The organism is Halomonas sp. QHL1 (assembly GCF_001882345.1).
Taxonomy (GTDB): Bacteria; Pseudomonadota; Gammaproteobacteria; order Pseudomonadales; family Halomonadaceae; genus Vreelandella.
Window position 1 is genome coordinate 4,028,930 of sequence record NZ_MINL01000001.1, and the last position, 16,057, is coordinate 4,044,986.

16 protein-coding genes and 7 tRNA genes are annotated in these 16,057 nt (G+C 56.7%); 14 read left to right on the plus strand and 9 right to left on the minus strand.

Annotated elements, in window-relative coordinates:
* Nucleotides 1–34: 34 nt before the first annotated feature.
* Nucleotides 35–370: a glutaredoxin family protein gene (locus QHL1GM_RS18430; RefSeq protein WP_071695774.1), complete on the plus strand. Its 336-nt coding sequence runs from the start codon at nt 35–37 to the stop codon at nt 368–370.
* A gap of 32 nt (nt 371–402) precedes the next feature.
* Here QHL1GM_RS18430 and QHL1GM_RS18435 read toward each other — a convergent pair whose 3' ends face one another.
* Entirely contained in the window at nt 403–684 is a 282-nt protein-coding gene (locus QHL1GM_RS18435) for a hypothetical protein (protein ID WP_071695775.1), read from the minus strand.
* A gap of 98 nt (nt 685–782) precedes the next feature.
* On the opposite strand from QHL1GM_RS18435, the gene pdxB reads away from it, so the two are divergent.
* Nucleotides 783–1,940, plus strand: coding sequence for a 4-phosphoerythronate dehydrogenase PdxB (gene pdxB, locus QHL1GM_RS18440; protein ID WP_071695776.1), 1,158 nt, complete (start codon nt 783–785; stop codon nt 1,938–1,940).
* Between the two features lie 276 nt (nt 1,941–2,216).
* Here the strand turns inward: pdxB and htpX are convergent, their stop codons facing one another.
* From htpX to QHL1GM_RS18480, 8 genes are all read right to left on the minus strand, one after another.
* The gene (gene htpX / locus QHL1GM_RS18445) at nt 2,217–3,122 is read right to left on the minus strand and encodes a protease HtpX (RefSeq protein ID WP_071695777.1); all 906 of its coding nucleotides are present in this window, start codon (nt 3,120–3,122) and stop codon (nt 2,217–2,219) included.
* A gap of 117 nt (nt 3,123–3,239) precedes the next feature.
* Complete coding sequence (locus QHL1GM_RS18450; RefSeq protein WP_071695778.1) at nt 3,240–4,487, minus strand: pyridoxal phosphate-dependent aminotransferase; 1,248 nt, start codon at nt 4,485–4,487, stop codon at nt 3,240–3,242.
* Between the two features lie 135 nt (nt 4,488–4,622).
* Entirely contained in the window at nt 4,623–5,579 is a 957-nt protein-coding gene (ylqF, locus tag QHL1GM_RS18455) for a ribosome biogenesis GTPase YlqF (RefSeq protein WP_071695779.1), read from the minus strand.
* A 103-nt stretch (nt 5,580–5,682) separates the two neighbouring features.
* Nucleotides 5,683–6,081, minus strand: a complete 399-nt coding sequence (gene msrB / locus QHL1GM_RS18460; RefSeq protein ID WP_071695780.1) for a peptide-methionine (R)-S-oxide reductase MsrB — start codon at nt 6,079–6,081, stop codon at nt 5,683–5,685.
* 138 nt (nt 6,082–6,219) lie between these two features.
* Nucleotides 6,220–7,806, minus strand: coding sequence for a gamma-glutamyltransferase family protein (locus QHL1GM_RS18465; protein WP_071695781.1), 1,587 nt, complete (start codon nt 7,804–7,806; stop codon nt 6,220–6,222).
* Nucleotides 7,807–7,846: 40 nt separating this feature from the next.
* Nucleotides 7,847–9,172, minus strand: a complete 1,326-nt coding sequence (locus tag QHL1GM_RS18470; protein ID WP_071695782.1) for a TRAP transporter large permease subunit — start codon at nt 9,170–9,172, stop codon at nt 7,847–7,849.
* A 3-nt stretch (nt 9,173–9,175) separates the two neighbouring features.
* Nucleotides 9,176–9,685 carry a TRAP transporter small permease subunit gene (locus tag QHL1GM_RS18475; RefSeq protein ID WP_071695783.1) on the minus strand — a complete coding sequence of 170 codons (510 nt, stop codon included), beginning with the start codon at nt 9,683–9,685 and terminating at the stop codon, nt 9,176–9,178.
* 1 nt (nt 9,686) lies between these two features.
* The gene (locus tag QHL1GM_RS18480) at nt 9,687–10,790 is read right to left on the minus strand and encodes a TRAP transporter substrate-binding protein (RefSeq protein WP_071695784.1); all 1,104 of its coding nucleotides are present in this window, start codon (nt 10,788–10,790) and stop codon (nt 9,687–9,689) included.
* A 334-nt stretch (nt 10,791–11,124) separates the two neighbouring features.
* Here QHL1GM_RS18480 and QHL1GM_RS18485 point away from each other — a divergent pair.
* From QHL1GM_RS18485 to QHL1GM_RS18540, 12 genes are all read left to right on the plus strand, one after another.
* A tRNA-Glu gene (locus QHL1GM_RS18485) sits at nt 11,125–11,200 on the plus strand.
* 54 nt (nt 11,201–11,254) lie between these two features.
* A tRNA-Gly gene (locus tag QHL1GM_RS18490) sits at nt 11,255–11,329 on the plus strand.
* A gap of 18 nt (nt 11,330–11,347) precedes the next feature.
* Nucleotides 11,348–11,423, plus strand: a tRNA-Glu gene (locus QHL1GM_RS18495).
* Nucleotides 11,424–11,465: 42 nt separating this feature from the next.
* Nucleotides 11,466–11,540 (plus strand) — tRNA-Gly (locus QHL1GM_RS18500).
* An 88-nt stretch (nt 11,541–11,628) separates the two neighbouring features.
* Nucleotides 11,629–11,704, plus strand: a tRNA-Glu gene (locus QHL1GM_RS18505).
* A gap of 30 nt (nt 11,705–11,734) precedes the next feature.
* Nucleotides 11,735–11,809: transfer RNA gene (locus tag QHL1GM_RS18510), tRNA-Gly, on the plus strand.
* 267 nt (nt 11,810–12,076) lie between these two features.
* The gene (locus tag QHL1GM_RS18515; RefSeq protein WP_071695785.1) at nt 12,077–13,045 is read left to right on the plus strand and encodes an ABC transporter ATP-binding protein; all 969 of its coding nucleotides are present in this window, start codon (nt 12,077–12,079) and stop codon (nt 13,043–13,045) included.
* Nucleotides 13,042–13,815: an ABC transporter permease gene (locus QHL1GM_RS18520; RefSeq protein ID WP_071695786.1), complete on the plus strand. Its 774-nt coding sequence runs from the start codon at nt 13,042–13,044 to the stop codon at nt 13,813–13,815. The genes QHL1GM_RS18515 and QHL1GM_RS18520 overlap by 4 nt, the downstream gene beginning before the upstream one ends.
* Before the next feature lie 33 nt (nt 13,816–13,848).
* The gene (gene queF / locus QHL1GM_RS18525) at nt 13,849–14,682 is read left to right on the plus strand and encodes an NADPH-dependent 7-cyano-7-deazaguanine reductase QueF (RefSeq protein ID WP_071695787.1); all 834 of its coding nucleotides are present in this window, start codon (nt 13,849–13,851) and stop codon (nt 14,680–14,682) included.
* Between the two features lie 76 nt (nt 14,683–14,758).
* Nucleotides 14,759–15,319, plus strand: coding sequence for a nitroreductase family protein (locus QHL1GM_RS18530; protein WP_071695788.1), 561 nt, complete (start codon nt 14,759–14,761; stop codon nt 15,317–15,319).
* Nucleotides 15,320–15,321: 2 nt separating this feature from the next.
* Entirely contained in the window at nt 15,322–15,831 is a 510-nt protein-coding gene (locus QHL1GM_RS18535) for a YiiD C-terminal domain-containing protein (protein ID WP_071695789.1), read from the plus strand.
* A gap of 106 nt (nt 15,832–15,937) precedes the next feature.
* A tRNA-Ser gene (locus QHL1GM_RS18540) sits at nt 15,938–16,025 on the plus strand.
* Nucleotides 16,026–16,057: the final 32 nt, after the last annotated feature.

Here is a 16,057-nt window from a genome sequence, read left to right on the forward strand (position 1 = left end):
AGTATGAGAGAGCTAGTATGAAGAGAGCTTCAGCATGATTCAGCTATCGCTTTACACGACCATGGGCTGCCACCTATGCAGCCAATTAGAGGCGCTGGTGGCCGCACTGGCGAATCAAAAGGTGTGGCTGCACCACATCGAGATTAGCGAAGACGACGCACTAGTAGAGCGCTACGGCGTTCGCATACCGGTGTTGATGGATGGTGACGGCAATGAGCTGGATCGTGGCTTTGAGCTGGAGCGATTAAGTGCGTGGTTGCGCGAACGCGGCTGGCTGGATGAAGCGGCGCTGGCGGCGTTTACCGCACCGCCAGATACCACGCCGCCTAAAGGCGCCCATAAGCGTGATGGTCGGCGTTTCTTAAGTTAATTAGCAAAAAGCATGGAGCTAGCGCGCTAGGCTCAAAGCACATCCAGTAACGATAGCTGGCGCATCGCTTCCTGGCCTTCCGGGGTATGGTCGGCCACTTCCAGCACCTTGCGAAAGCCCCGCGAGGACTGGATGGTGGTTTCATCTTCCAGCCACATATGGGCTTGATCCAGCGTATCGGCTAGCTGATGTTTCAGGCCGCCAAATTGGGTGCCGATTTGGCCCCAGGCGCGGCTGAAAATCCAGTCACCAAACATATCCTGGTGAATATGAACCAACACATAGTCATGGTTGGTTTCCCAGCGTACGATCACAACTCTCTCCTTACTTAGCCTTTAAAAGATAGCCTTTAAACACGCCTGCCCATCAAGCCGTCGCTGGCGTATTGTAAAGCCCGGATACCCAAACGCCTATGAAACTTGTCGTCGACGCCAATATCCCAGCTGCCGAACGCTGCTTCGGCCATTTTGGTTCGCTCACCCGCGTGCCAGGGCGGGAGATAAACGCCGCCCACCTGCAAGAAGCCGATGCACTCATCGTGCGCTCGATTACCCAGGTCAACGATAAGCTGCTTGCCGATAGCCCCGTGCGCTTTATTGGCACCTGCACCATCGGCACCGATCATATCGACCAAGTAGCGCTTGCCCAGCGCGATATCGCCTTCGCCAGCGCGCCAGGCTGCAACGCAGAGGCGGTGGTTGATTATGTGTTGAGCAGCCTGCTAACACTGGCGGAGCGCGATGGCTGGTCGCTTAGCGAGCGTACCGTGGGGATAGTGGGGGTGGGCAATGTGGGCAGCCGACTGCAGGCGCGGCTAGCCGCCATGGGCGTTACAACGTTGGCCTGTGATCCGCCCAAGGCAGCTGTAGAGAGGGCAGAAGAGGAGCCGGAGGAAGGCTTTCACTCCTTAGACGCCCTGATCGAGCGCTGTGACGTGCTCTGTGTGCATACACCGCTAACCCGCGAAGGCCCACACGCGACGTATCAGCTACTCAACGCTCAACGTATCGAGGAGCTGGCACTGGGGTGCGTGCTGCTCAATGCCGGGCGCGGTGACTGTGTGGATGGTTTAGCGCTGCGTAGTCGCCTTGCGGGCAAGGGCGATATCAGTGCCATACTGGATGTGTGGGAGGAAGAACCCGATATCGATGCTGGCCTGCGTGATCTGGTCTCTCTGGCAACACCGCATATTGCCGGGCATAGCCTGGATGGCAAGCTGCGCGGCACCTGGATGATTCAGCAGGCGCTGGCTCACCACTGCGGTCAGCCAAGCGTGCTAACATTCGCCGATATTTGCCCACCGCCCGCGCTGGCGTCGCTGCATTTGCAGCACGCACTGCCTCCTGACGATGCGCTAAGGCTCTGCATGAGGGCGGTGTATGACGTGCGCCGCGACCACGATGCGCTTCAGCGCCAAACGCAGCACCACGGTATGCACCAAGGCTTTGATGACTGCCGCGCCAACTACCCGCTGCGGCGCGAATTCGCCACGCTCAACGTGCAGCTGTCAGGGGAGGCGGTAGCACTAGAGGGCATACTGCGTGGGGCAGGGTTTTCCGTGCGTTCATAGAGGATCTCTGACTATTGTCATTGGAGGCGCCCCATCTCTTGCCATTGCGAAGCACCCCCCTCTTGTCATTGCGAGGAGCGCAGCGACGCGGCAATCTAAACCTGTGGCGGCACCATCCCCAGATTGCTTCGCTGCGCTCGCAATGACATGAAAAAGCCACCGACTCGCGGTGGCTCAAGCGTTGTCATTGCGAGGAGCGCAGCGACGCGGCAATCTAAACCTGCGGCAGCACCATCCCCGAGATTGCTTCGCTACGCTCGCAATGACATAAGCAACTTACTGACGATAAGCCGCTTCTTTTAACGCACGGATGCGCTCATCCAGCGGCGGGTGGCTAGCAAATAGCTTTTCCACCAGCGAGCGCGTTTGGCCTTTGGTGATGGCCATGGCGCGCAGCGTGTCTGGCATTTGATCGGGCATTTCAGTTTCGGTTTTCAAGCGCGCCAGCGCGCTGACCATGGCATTAGTGCCCGCTAGGCGTGCACCGGCTTCATCGGCGCGGTATTCGCGGTAGCGCGAGAACCAGGCGACGATAGCCGAGGCCAAAATACCAAACACAATTTCAGCAACCATCACCACTGCAAAGTAGCCCATAAAGCCTAGACCGCCGCCGCCATCGCTGCGACTGCGTAGGAAGTTATCGACCAAGTGCGCCACTACACGGGCAAAGAACATCACGAAGGTGTTCACCACGCCCTGGATCAGCGCCAGGGTGACCATGTCGCCGTTAGCGACGTGACCAATTTCGTGGGCCAGTACCGCGCGAACTTCCTCCGGGCGCATACGGTTGAGTAGGCCTGCCGAAACGGCTACCAGCGCATCGTCTTTGTTCCAGCCCGTAGCAAAGGCGTTGGACTGCTGGGCCGGAAATATACCCACTTCCGGGGTTTTGATGCCTGCCTCGCGAGAGAGCTCCGCGACCGTATCCAGCAACCACTGTTCGGTGGAGTTGGAGGGCGTTTCGATAATCACCGTGCCGGTGCTGCGCTTAGCCATCCATTTGGAAATGAACAGCGAAATCATTGAGCCAACCATGCCGAAAATAAAGCAGAAAATCAGCAGGCTGGTGAAGTTGATGCCCTGGCCGCGCAGATAGCCCTCTACGCCTAGCAGGCGCAGAGTAATACTGGCGACCAGCAAAACCGCTATGTTGGTGCCTAAAAACAGCAGAATTCGCATCATGGTGCAGGTTCTCCCCTAAAGTTCATCGAAGCATTACTAGATTAATGGCTTAGATACGTGCTGTTCATGGCAGTTTCAAGTCATGGTGGTGTCAATGAGTTGATTTAATTACCGGACTCACTGGCGATAGCGCGACAAGAAATTGGCAAAGCGATCGAGTGCATCGCCTAACTGGTCGGCCCAGGGCAGCGTCACGATGCGCACATGGTCCGGCTCGGGCCAGTTAAAGGCCGTGCCCTGTACCAGTAATATTTTTTCCTGCAGCAGCAGATCCAGCACCATCTGCTGGTCGTCTTTGATATTAAAGACCTTGGGGTCGAGCCGCGGAAAGGCGTACAGCGCGCCTTTCGGCTTCACGCAGGAAACCCCGGGGATCGCATTCAACTTCTCCACGGTAATATCGCGCTGGGCCAGCAGCCGTCCGCCGGGAAGGATTAAATCATTGATCGATTGATAGCCCCCCAGCGCGGTTTGAATCGCGTGTTGTGCGGGCACGTTGGCACATAGCCGCATAGAGGCCAGCATATTCAGCCCTTGGATATAGTCCTGGGCGTTTAGCTTGGCCAGGTTGCCGGAGATAATCATCCAGCCCGAGCGGAAGCCGGCGCAGCGATAGCTTTTGGAGAGCCCGTTCATGGTGATGACCAACTGGTCATCGTCAGCCAGCGCGCCCGTGGCGGTGTGCTCGACGCCGTCATACAAGATCTTGTCGTAGATCTCGTCAGAGAACACCACCAGGTTATGCTGCTTGGCGATCGCCAATACCTCTTTCACCACGGCAGGCGGATACACCGCGCCGGTCGGGTTGTTGGGGTTGATCAGCACAATGGCCCGCGTATGGCTGGTGATTTTAGCGCGAATATCGGCCATGTCGGGCGTCCAGTCGGCCTGCTCGTCGCACAGGTAGTGCACCGCGTGGCCACCGGAAAGGTGGGCAGCCGCCGTCCATAGTGGGTAGTCCGGCGCGGGAATCAGCACTTCATCGCCGTCGTTGAGCAGCGCCTGCATGGCCATGACGATCAGCTCAGACACACCGTTGCCGATGAAGATGTCTTCAATACCCACACCGGGAATCTGCTTGCGCTGGCACTCCTGCATAATCGCTTTACGGGCAGAGTAGAGGCCTTTGGAGTCGCAGTAGCCTTGGGCTGTTGGCAGGTTACGCATCACATCCTGCAAAATCTCTTCCGGCGCCTCAAAACCAAATGGCGCGGGGTTGCCAATGTTTAGCTTGAGAATTCGCTGGCCTTCCTCTTCCAAGCGCTTGGCGTGGTCGAGCACCGGGCCACGAATGTCGTAGCAAACATTGTGCAGCTTATGAGATTTCTTTAACGGTTGTGATTCCTGCGACTGCGGGGTATCCATGAGGTTTCTGTCCAAAAAAAGTGGCTAGCGGGCCAAAAGTGTCCAAAAACATGCGTATCTAAAACATGCGCATCTAAAACATGAGTATTAAATTAGCGCCTACAAGCCTTCGTCGGCTAAAGAGCACTTAGTCCATTATGCGTCGGAAAGACCTTGATTGTCTTCGTCGTTTTGCACGGGCGGCGGCGGAATATCCGCAGGAGTTTCAAGCGTTAGCCTGCCCAGCTTGCCATCGCGCAGTTCGTGAAGCAGTACTTCCGCGCCGCGGTGCAGATCCACCGTGCCACCGGGGCGCAGGCCGCCTCGGCGCGCAGCAATATCTTTCAAAATGGCATTACCATCGAAGCCTGCAATGGCGAGGAAATCGGGCTTTTTCGGGCCGTCCGCATCAATGTCGTGGGGAATGTCCGGCGCGGCGTAAGGCGCCAGCTCTTTGAGCTTATAACGCTCGGTGAGCGCTTCGGGGTAGCGCTTGGCCAGCTCTGCGCTGGTGACAATCGCCACATCGGTGTACTCGATAGCGGTATCGCGAATGGCGCCGGTGGCTGCGAGGCGATAGGCGCTAGCCTGATCCTCAATTTTCGGCCACAGCACTCCAGGGGTATCGGTAAGCGCCACGCGCCCATCAATACGCACCTTTTGTTGGCGCTTAGTGACCGCAGGCTCGTTGCCGGTTTTGGCGATTTTTCGCCCGGCCAGACCGTTAATCAGCGTGGATTTACCCACGTTAGGAATGCCCATCACCATCACCCGCACATCCCTGTCGGCGCGAACGGCACCGGCCAGCTCATGGCACAGCTTGGGAATCTTCTTTAGCTCGCGGGTGTTGGTGGTGGTGACCGCCAGGGCGCGCATGTTCTCTTGGGCATCGAAATAAGCGACCCACTCGGCCGTCCGCTCGGGATCAGCGAGATCGGCGCGGGAGAGAATTTTCAGCACTGGCTTATGGCGCGTTAGCTCGGCCAGCATCGGATTGGCGCTGGAGTAGGGCAGACGCGCGTCGAGTACCTCGATCACGACATCGATCTCTGGCAGCACCTCCGCAATCTGGCGGCGGGCCTTGTTCATATGTCCGGGGAACCAGCCGAGCATGGGTCTCTCCTGCAAGTACAAAATAGCGGCACAAAAAAGCGGGCGATCATTCTAGCAGATGACGCCCGCCTTGCCGGGTTTCCTTGCGAGGATTTAGCGCTGATTACTCGTCGGGGTGAAATTCCAGTGACACGGAGTTAATGCAGTAGCGCAAACCGGTGGTGTCAGGAGGCCCATCGGGGAATACATGACCCAGGTGAGCATCGCAATGGGAACAGACCACCTCGGTGCGCTGCATACCATGAGTGGTATCGGTATGTTCTTCAACGCAGCGGCTACCTAACGGCCGATCAAAGCTTGGCCAGCCGCAGCCAGCGTCAAACTTATGCTCATTCTCAAACAGCGGCGCATGACAGCAAACGCAGTGGTAAATACCCTGCGCATCGCGCACCTGATAATCGCCGGTGAACGGGCGCTCGGTGCCTTTCTCACGTGCCACGCGGTACTGCTCTGGCGTGAGCTGCTGTTGCCACTCGTCAGGGGATTTTTCGATTTTCGCCATGCTCTGTTCCTCTCCCTTATACATTGCTCTATACATCGCTGAGACCAAGCGTTGTTTGGGCTCACTAGCCTAGTGACACCACTTGGTCATCATGAGTTTCAGCATGGGCGATTATAGTGCGTGATGCCAGTCTAAGCGCTATACGCTAGCCGCACCGCCGTTACTGCGCGGGTCGTGGGCGCTCTCTATTAACCCATCTGGGTGGTGCACAATGCCGCCTGCATGGCCCATGGTGTCACTGAACGCCTCGGGCAGCACTTCCACATCATGGCCTGCTGTCGCCAGGGCGGTGACGAGAGCGTCGTCGAATCGTGCTTCAAGTTTCAAGTTAGTGCTGGTTTCACCCCAGGTGCGCCCCAGCAGCCAGCGGGGCGCCGTAATCGCTTGCTGCAGCGGCATGCCGTGTAGCGCATAGCGCGAAAATACCGCCGCCTGGGTTTGCGGCTGGCCTTCACCGCCCATAGTGCCGTAAACCATGGTGCGGCCATCGTTAAATTTGGCCAGTGCCGGGTTCAACGTGTGGAAGGGTTTGCGGCCAGGGGCTAAACCGCGCAGGTCGTCGGGGTTGAGCGAAAAGCTGATGCCGCGGTTTTGCCATAGCACGCCGCTTTCTGGCAGCACCACGCCGCTGCCAAACTCCCAGTAGATGCTCTGAATAAAGCTCACCGCACGCCCTTCGCTATCCACGGTGCCCATCCAAATGGTGTCGCCAGGGGCTGGTTCATGTGGCCAGGGCAGGGCGTGTTGCGGGTCGATTTGAGCGGCCTCTCGGACAATACTCTCTTCGCTGAGTAGCTCCTGCAGCGGTGTGAGTACACGGCCGGGGTCAGTCACGTTTTGGTCGCGCAGGATAAAGGCGCGCTTGGTGGCTTCAATCAGACCATGCAGGTGGTCAAAACCGTTGGGCTCGGCGGCTTTTAGGCGCTCGTAGATACCTAAAATCATCAGCGACGCCATGCCCTGGGTCGGTGCGGGCAGGTTATACAGCGTGGCATCTTGCAGCGTTACTTCCAGTGGCGTGACGCGCTGGGCGCGGTAATCATGAAAGTCAGCCAAACGCAGTGGGCTGCCCACTGTTTCCAAGTCTTTCGCCATGCTGGCGGCCAGTTCGCCGCGATAGAAATCATCTAATCCGGCTTCCGCCAATCGCTTGAGGGTCGCGGCCAAGCGCGGCTGACGCAGCCGTTCGCCTTCACGGGGCACCTGGCCGTTAAGCAGCAGGGCGTCACTAAAGCCAGGACTTTGAGACAGGCGCTCAACGTGTTTTGCGGTGAGTGCTTCCTGGCTTTGCGTGACTGAAATACCCGTTTCGGCATGATGAATGGCGTCGGCTAGCAGCGTGGTGAGAGGCAGCTGCTTACCCCATGCCGACGCCACGTTCAGCGCTTCATGCCAGCCGCCAATGGTACCCGCCATGGTCAGAGCAGCTTTAGGGCCGCGCTCGGGAATCTGCGTTTCACCCGCATAGAAATCAGCATCGGCGAGGCCCGCCGCCGGGCCACAGGCGTCAATGGCAATGGGTGCTTTACCCGGTTCATGAATTAACCAGAAGCCATCGCCACCCAGGGCGTTCATATGCGGATAAACCACCGCAATGGCCGCGGCGGCAGCGACCATGGCTTCCACCGCGTTACCGCCCTGTTTAAGCACATCGCGCCCGGCGCTGGCGGCTAAGTGATGAGGGGCGACGCAGCTGCCGCCGTAACTACGTTGAGTATGAAGCATCTTTGATTCCTTGTTATTAAGTAAGTGCTAAAGCAGGTCGTTACCAGCCAATGGCTTCGGGCAACCAGGTAGCAATGCTGGGGAAGATAAATACCAGCGCAACGGCAACAAACTGTAGGCCGATAAACGGTAGGGCGCCTTTGTAAATATCCAGCGTCGAGACTTCTTTCGGTGCCACGCCCTTGAGGAAAAACAGCGACCATCCAAAGGGCGGGGTAAGAAACGAGGTTTGCAGCACCAGCCCCACCAGAATGCCCAGCCACACCATATCGACGCCCATCTGGACAAAGAAAGGTAAAAACAGCGGCAGGGCAATATAGCTGATCTCAATCCACTCCAGGAAGAAGCCCAGCACAAACATCAGCAGCAGCATAAACAGCATGGCGCCTAATTCGCCACCGGGCACCCAGTCGAACATACGGGCAACCAGATGCTCGCCGCCCAAGCCACGAAATGCCAGGCCAAACACTTGCGCGCTGATCAGAATAAAGAACACCATTGCCGAGATGACCAGCGTGGACTTGGCGACCTCTTTGAGTAGCGCAAAGGCTAACCGCCCCGAGCAGGCCACAAACACCAGTGCACCTAGCGCCCCCATGGCCGCTGCTTCAGTGGGGGCGGCAATGCCACCAATAATCGACCCTAATACCGCAAACACCAACCCCACTGGTGGGCCAACCACGGTAATCACTTTGCGTATCAGCTGACCCCGGCCCATTTCTGCTCGCTCCTCGGCGGGTATTGGCGGCATCAGGTCGGGGTAGAGCTTGGCGATCACCAGAATGGCGACAATATACACCGCTGCCAGCGTTAGCCCCGGCACCATGGCGGCGGCGAACATCGTACCGACCGATTCACCCAAAATTTCCGCGAGCAGAATTAGCACCAAGCTGGGCGGAATAATCTGACCTAAAGTGCCAGACGCGCAGATCATGCCGGTGGCCAGGGTTTTGGGGTAGCCGCGGCGTAGCAGCGTTGGCAGTGTGAGCAGGCCAAGGGTAACGATAGTGGCACCCACAATGCCTGTGGCGGCGCCTAACAGCACGCCGACGAGAATGATCGCCACGCCCATGCCGCCCGAGAGGCCGCCAAACAGGTGGCCGATCACATCGATCAGCTCCTCGGCCAGCTTCGACTTCTCCAGCATCACCCCCATAAACACAAACAGCGGTATAGCCATAAAGGTGTAATTGGTCACCACTCCATAGATGCGGGATGGCAACAGGTTAAACAGCATCGGGCCAAAGCCAATGTAGCCAAAGAAAAAAGCGGTCGCCGCAATGCTGATACCTACCGGAATACCAATCAGTAAAAACACGAAAAAAGCCACGATCATGCCGATCGCTAGCCATTCATTTGGGGACATGCGTTATTCACCTCGTGTGGGTAGGGCGAAAGCCTGACGCAGCGCGTGGGCCAGCCCTTGCAGCGCGAGAAGGAGAAAACCGAATGGGATCAGAGACTTGAGAAGCCAACGCAGAGGCAGGCCGCCGGGGTTAGGCGACGCCTCGCCGCGGGCGTAAGACTGGGCGATCCAGGGCAGCGTTAGCCAGGCGATATATAACCCCATCACCAGCAGCAATAGCCCGCCGATCACTTCGATCACGCGTTGCAACCCCGGCGGAAAACGCTCATAGAAAACGTCGACGCGCACCTGCTCGCCCAGCAGCAGCAGATACGACATGCCAAACAGCGCGATAGGTGAGATCAAGTGCCACTGCAGCTCCTGCAGCCATACCGCCCCTATGCTGAACACATAGCGCATCAATACGTCGCCAGCGACGAGCCCGACTAATACCACGCAGGTCCAGGCGGCGATCCAGCCAAATAGCCGAACCACCGCCTCAACTCCGTGGACAAAAAATGCCACGGCGCGCATATCAGACTCCGATAATGTCGTTTAACCAGGCACGCTCACTGGCTCCCGCCCAACGGTCATGGTTGGCTTTAAACGCCATGTAACTATCGTGCACTTTGCGAACCAGCGGGTCGGCGTTGGCCTCTGTCGCCAGGGTGTCTTGAGTGGCTTCGCGCAGCGCATCGACAACGGGAGTGGGAAGCATGCTGGCAGTCACGCCTTCGTTCTCGACCAGGTCGGTCATGGCTTCGCCGTTAACGGCTTCGGACCAAGTCATACTTTCTAAACAGGCCGCCATGCAGGCGGTTTTGACAATCATCTGCAGGTCTTCGGGTAGGCTATCCCAGTGGGTTTTCGAGATCAGCAGTTCGCCAGTGGTGGAGGGTTCGTGCCAGCCGGTGGTGTGGTAGAACTTGGCAGCGTTATGCAGGCCCATACGGCGGTCTTGATAAGGGCCTACGAATTCGGCTGCGTCAATCACGCCACGCTCCAGCGCGGGGAATATTTCGCCACCGGGCAGTACGCGCGCATCGACGCCAAGCGAGGAGTAAACCTGACCCGCCAAACCAGGCACTCGCATGCGCAGTCCGTTGAGCTGGCTAATATCCTCGATCGGTTCGCGGAACCAGCCGGTCATTTGCACGCCGGTATTATTCAGAGGGAAGGCCACCATGCCGTAGGGCTCATATACCTCATGCCAAAGTTCCAAGCCGCCGCCGTGGTAAAGCCACGCCATATGACCCATAAAGCTCATGCCGAACGGAACGGTAGTAAAGTACTGGGCGGCAAAGGTGGTGCCGGACCAGAAGTAGCTATTGGCGGCGTTCATCTCAATCGTGCCGCTTTGAACGGCTTCGAAGCCTTCAAAGGCCGGAATTAGTTCGCCGGATGAAAAGTGCTGAATATTGAGCCGTCCGCCGGACATGGCGTTGATTTTGGCGATTACGTCAGTGGGGCTGCCAGGGCCTTCCACGTAAAAAGGCGAGCCGGGCGGATAGGCATTGGTCATACGCCAGTTAAAGCTCTCGGCCGACTGCGCACGGGCAATCGACGGAGCACCCAATACAAGGCCAGCTGTGGAGGAGACAGCGGCTGTGGTGAGAAACTTACGGCGGGATAAGGACATAGCACACCTCATTAATGGAGAATTGGTCAGCAAGGGAACACAATGTGATAGCAAGGGGTGTGCCATAAAAATCGATTTTATTGTAAATAAAAGATTTTGAACGATTTTGTCGGTGATGGGTGAGGAGGTTAACACTAAGCAAAATAAGCGCTTGCACCGTTATGAAGCCTAATTAGCACGTTGAGCACTCCCAGCGTGCATGACGGCGTCGTAAAGCCCGCGCTTTGCTTGTAGGTAATTGAAAGCTAGTCAATTAGCTCGGTGGTGGGTAGAGAGCTTGACAGCTCAATAAGGTCTGAGTAACATACGCGCCACCTCGACGAGGCAATGCAACGTCCCATTCGTCTAGTGGTCTAGGACACCGCCCTTTCACGGCGGTAACAGGGGTTCGAACCCCCTATGGGACGCCACTTTTTTTGAAGACTTGTTTTTTCAAGATAAGCGGTCGTCAGGGTTATCGGAATGCGGGAATAGCTCAGTGGTAGAGCATCGCCTTGCCAAGGCGAGGGTCGGGAGTTCGAATCTCCTTTCCCGCTCCACGTAATTGAAGTACTAATGTCCCATTCGTCTAGTGGTCTAGGACACCGCCCTTTCACGGCGGTAACAGGGGTTCGAACCCCCTATGGGACGCCACTTCCGGTAGGTTAGGTAAAAAGCTAAGTAAGTGTTCTATAAGCGGGAATAGCTCAGTGGTAGAGCATCGCCTTGCCAAGGCGAGGGTCGGGAGTTCGAATCTCCTTTCCCGCTCCAGTTTTTGTAGTACCGGATCGGTAAGCGATGGGTCGAGAGCTGGAACGCCAGCCCGGTCGATCTCCTTTCCCGCTCCAGTTTCGATTTAGTCCCATTCGTCTAGTGGCCTAGGACACCGCCCTTTCACGGCGGTAACAGGGGTTCGAACCCCCTATGGGACGCCATCTAGCGTTATACGTCGTTTTGTTTGCGTTGCGGGAATAGCTCAGTGGTAGAGCATCGCCTTGCCAAGGCGAGGGTCGGGAGTTCGAATCTCCTTTCCCGCTCCATGTTGGATGTGTTGTTATGAGTATCGCCTTACCAAGGCGAGGGTCGTGATCTGGTGCGCCAGCCCGACGGAAGGCCGCCCCATCGAATCTCCTTTCCCGCTCCAAGCGCTTCTATGTTTCCTCTTTATTATTTCTATGATGCATCAGCTATTTGCTGGGCGTCATTTTTTGCGTGTCTGGCGCTCGCCTCGATTGCCCGACTTGAAAAAAGTCGTTTGCGCCCTAATGTTTCACCTTCTCTTCTTATTTTGCTGACAGGACATTTTCATGGCCGAACCGGCATTGTCGATCCGTGGCCTTACCAAAGTGTATGGCAACGGCTTTCAGGCGCTCAAAGGTATTGATCTAGACGTCCAGCAGGGCGATTTTTTTGCTTTGTTGGGCCCCAACGGCGCCGGTAAATCCACCACCTTGGGTGTGGTGTGCTCGCTGGTGCAAAAGACAGCGGGCAAGGTCTCCATATTTGGCATTGATGTGGATAAAGACTTCGCCAAGGCCAAATACCAGTTGGGCGTGGTGCCGCAAGAGTTCAACTTCAATCAGTTTGAGAAAGTGCTCGATATCGTGCTGGCTCAGGCGGGCTATTACGGTATGACCAGTCGCGAGGCCTTGCCCCGCGCTAAACAGCTGCTGACTGATCTGGGCCTATGGGAAAAACGCAACGGCAGTGCGCGCATGCTCTCCGGCGGCATGAAGCGCCGCTTGATGATCGCTCGGGCGCTGATGCATCGTCCCAAACTGCTGATTCTGGATGAGCCAACCGCCGGGGTGGATATCGAACTGCGGCGCAGCATGTGGGAATACATGCGGCGGATTAACCAAGACGAAGGCACCACCATCATCCTCACCACTCACTACCTGGAAGAGGCCGAGAGCCTGTGCCGCAATGTGGCAATTATCAATAATGGCGACATCGTGCGTAATACCAGCGTGCGGGAGCTTCTGGCAGAGCTTGATACCGAAACCTTCCTGATTGATTTGGCTGAGCCAGTTGCAGAAGTACCCCAGATTGAAGGGTTTGAGCTGCATCAGTTGGAACCTACCCAACTTTCGCTGGTGGTTCATCGCGGCCAGCGTTTGAACGATGTGTTCAATGCGTTGAGCGAGCAGGGCATTCAGGTGGTTTCCATGCGTAACCGAGCCAACCGCTTAGAGGAGATGTTTGTGTCGATGGTGGAGGGTAGTGGCCAAGGGGCGATAGACCAGCGTGTTGAGAAAAAGGAGGCGCGCGTATGAATGCTATGCAAACATTGATCGCTCTATGGACGCTGGTGCTAAAAGAGATCAAACGCTTCACCCGCATTTGGCCACAAACACTGCTGCCACCTTCGATCACCATGGCGATGTACTTCATCATCTTCGGTAATCTCATTGGTTCGCGGATTGGTGACATGGACGGCTTCAGCTACATGGACTTTATCGTCCCTGGGCTGATCATGATGTCGGTGATTACCAACAGCTACTCCAACGTGGCGTCGAGCTTCTTCTCGAACAAGTTCCAGCGTTCGATCGAAGAGATGATGGTGTCGCCCATGCCCAATTGGGTGATTCTATCCGGCTTTGTTTTTGGTGGTATGGCACGTGGGCTGGGAGTAGGGCTGATTGTGACCGTCGTTTCGCTGTTCTTTACCCGCCTAACCATGGAGCATCCGCTGCTCACGGTATTGGTCGTAGTACTGACATCTGCGCTGTTCTCCATTGGCGGGTTTATTAACGCTTTGCTGGCCAACAAGTTCGACGATATTTCTATCGTGCCGACGTTTATCCTTACGCCGCTGACCTATCTGGGTGGGGTGTTTTACTCTATTTCGATGCTGCCCGACTTCTGGCAGGGCGTTTCCATGCTCAATCCGATCTTGTATATGGTTAACGTCTTCCGCTACGGCTTTCTGGGCGTCTCGGATATCCCCGTGGTTTGGGCGCTTGCCGCAATTTTTGCTTTCATCATCGTGCTATTTCTAGCGGCACTGATGATGCTGGAGCGCGGTAAAGGCATTCGTAGCTAACCCATAACGGCATTAAGCAGAGAGCAGCAAGCAATGGCACATCGCCCCGACACCTTAGAACACGCGCCATTAGGGCGCGAATCCGCCTACCCCGAGCAGTATGACGCGGGGCTTCTCTATCCGATCCCCCGTGCGGCCAACCGAGCGCCGCTGGGGATTCAAGAGGGCGCCTTGCCGTTCGTGGGAGAAGATGAATGGCACGCCTTTGAAGTCTCCTGGCTGAATAGCCGCGGTAAGCCTATTGTGGCCGTAGCACGCTTTCGCTTGCCGGCAGCCTCACCCAATCTGATTGAGTCCAAATCCTGGAAACTCTATCTCAATAGCTTCAACCAAACCCGTTTCTATACTCGTCAGGAAGTGATGGAAACGCTTGCCAATGATCTCGCGGTTGCGGCAGGGGCGGAGGTGAGCGTTGAGTTGTTTGATGTGGATGCACCCGAGCTTTCAGCGCAGCACTTGCCTGGCGAATGCTTGGACGATTTAGATATTGCAGTAAGCGATTACACACCTAGCAGCGCCCATCTTACGGTGGGGGAAGAGGTTGTAGAAGAGACGCTTTACTCCCACCTGCTGAAATCTAACTGCCCCGTTACCGGCCAGCCGGACTGGGGCAGCGTGTTGATTCGTTATAAAGGGCCCAAAATCGACCGCGAAGGGCTGCTGCGCTACCTGATTGGGTTTCGTCAGCACCAGGATTTCCACGAGCACTGCGTTGAACATATCTTTACCGACATAATGGCCCAGGCAAAGCCCACGCAACTGCTGGTGCTGGCGCGTTACGTGCGCCGCGGCGGGTTGGATATCAGCCCCTGGCGCGCCACGCCCGGGCTAACGCCACCGACCCCGCTGCGCCTAGCAAGGCAGTAAACGGCAATGTTATAAATGACGATGCTATAGATGACGGTGCTACAGTAGCCTCTCACGATTGGATTTGGAGTCATTAATGGACGCACTCACGCTGCTTCACGAACGTAGCTCAATGGGCAAGCTGATGGAACCAGCGCCTAGCGGCGAACAACTCAGCGCCATTTATCAGGCCGCGCTACGCGCGCCCGACCATAAGGAGCTGCGTCCCTGGCGCTTTATCGAGTTCAGCGGGGAAGGGCGTGAGCGGCTAGGCGAGCTATTTGCCGAGGCGGAGTTTCAGGAGGATCCCAGCGCCGACGACGAAACGCTCAACTCAGCGCGCAAAAAACCGCTGCGAGCGCCGATGATTATTGCCGTGATTGCCAAGGTCACACCCGATCTCGAAAAAGTACCCAAAATGGAGCAGGTGATTTCCGCTGGGTGCGCTGCCCACGGCATTCTACTGGCTGCTCACGCGCTAGGCCTAGGTGCTATGTGGCGCAGCGGGAAGTATGCTTTCGACCCAGTGGTTCGCAAAGGTCTGAGCCTGGATGAGGATGATGAAGTCGTCGCGTTTATCTACCTGGGCACCTTAGGGGGGCGCCACAAACCCGTGCCACAGCATAACGTTGCAGACTTTGTTGAGCGTTGGGACTAGTTATGAATCTGCCCCGCCAGCCAGGCATACCCCACCCCCGTTTGCCGCTGCCAAAAGGCCAGCCGGAAGACCTGGCCGCTTTTCAGCAGTGGCTAAGTGACGCCATACCCATGGTGAGCGCGCTAGGCATTAGCGAAGTCTCACGCCAGGACGATTTCCTAACCTGGCAGTTAGCGTTATCGCCTAACCTTAACGATAAGGGCACGGGGTTTGGCGGTGCGCTCACGGCACAGACTACGCTGCAAGGCTGGTGCTGGCTAACGCTATGGCTGCGCGAGCGGGGCATTGTGCGGGATGTGGTCGTTGCTGAGGCTAGCCAGCGTTTTATTGCGCCGGTAACGAGTGACTACCGCTTGGTATGCACGCCAGCTCTACCAGAAGGCCCCGCCCAGCTTGCCAACAAGCTCGCAGAACGCGGTAAAGGGCGTATAACGCTAACCCAGCAGCTCTATTGTGGTCAGACACTCTGCCTGGAAGCCAACGGCAGTTACGCGGTGTTGCCGTCACGCTAACCGAATGGGTAATCGGCCTGAAAAGGCTTGCTATTTCGAGGCTTAGCCAATAGTATATGCGCCGTTCTGTCACGAAAGGTTCAGCCTTTCAACAGCGACAAAACGCGGAGGGGTGTCCGAGTGGTCGAAGGAGCACGCCTGGAAAGTGTGTAAGCCGCAAGGCTTCGAGGGTTCGAATCCCTCCCCCTCCGCCAAGAATTTAGATTAAGCCGCTGATTTCAGCGGC

Coding starts and splice junctions, on each gene's coding strand:
- QHL1GM_RS18430 (WP_071695774.1), top strand. CDS start 35: ATGATTCAGCTATCGCTTTACACGACCATGGGCTGCCACCTATGCAGC.
- pdxB (WP_071695776.1), top strand. CDS start 783: ATGAAACTTGTCGTCGACGCCAATATCCCAGCTGCCGAACGCTGCTTC.
- htpX (WP_071695777.1), bottom strand. CDS start 3,122: ATGATGCGAATTCTGCTGTTTTTAGGCACCAACATAGCGGTTTTGCTG.
- QHL1GM_RS18450 (WP_071695778.1), bottom strand. CDS start 4,487: ATGGATACCCCGCAGTCGCAGGAATCACAACCGTTAAAGAAATCTCAT.
- ylqF (WP_071695779.1), bottom strand. CDS start 5,579: ATGCTCGGCTGGTTCCCCGGACATATGAACAAGGCCCGCCGCCAGATT.
- msrB (WP_071695780.1), bottom strand. CDS start 6,081: ATGGCGAAAATCGAAAAATCCCCTGACGAGTGGCAACAGCAGCTCACG.
- QHL1GM_RS18465 (WP_071695781.1), bottom strand. CDS start 7,806: ATGCTTCATACTCAACGTAGTTACGGCGGCAGCTGCGTCGCCCCTCAT.
- QHL1GM_RS18470 (WP_071695782.1), bottom strand. CDS start 9,172: ATGTCCCCAAATGAATGGCTAGCGATCGGCATGATCGTGGCTTTTTTC.
- QHL1GM_RS18475 (WP_071695783.1), bottom strand. CDS start 9,685: ATGCGCGCCGTGGCATTTTTTGTCCACGGAGTTGAGGCGGTGGTTCGG.
- QHL1GM_RS18480 (WP_071695784.1), bottom strand. CDS start 10,790: ATGTCCTTATCCCGCCGTAAGTTTCTCACCACAGCCGCTGTCTCCTCC.
- QHL1GM_RS18515 (WP_071695785.1), top strand. CDS start 12,077: ATGGCCGAACCGGCATTGTCGATCCGTGGCCTTACCAAAGTGTATGGC.
- QHL1GM_RS18520 (WP_071695786.1), top strand. CDS start 13,042: ATGAATGCTATGCAAACATTGATCGCTCTATGGACGCTGGTGCTAAAA.
- queF (WP_071695787.1), top strand. CDS start 13,849: ATGGCACATCGCCCCGACACCTTAGAACACGCGCCATTAGGGCGCGAA.
- QHL1GM_RS18530 (WP_071695788.1), top strand. CDS start 14,759: ATGGACGCACTCACGCTGCTTCACGAACGTAGCTCAATGGGCAAGCTG.
- QHL1GM_RS18535 (WP_071695789.1), top strand. CDS start 15,322: ATGAATCTGCCCCGCCAGCCAGGCATACCCCACCCCCGTTTGCCGCTG.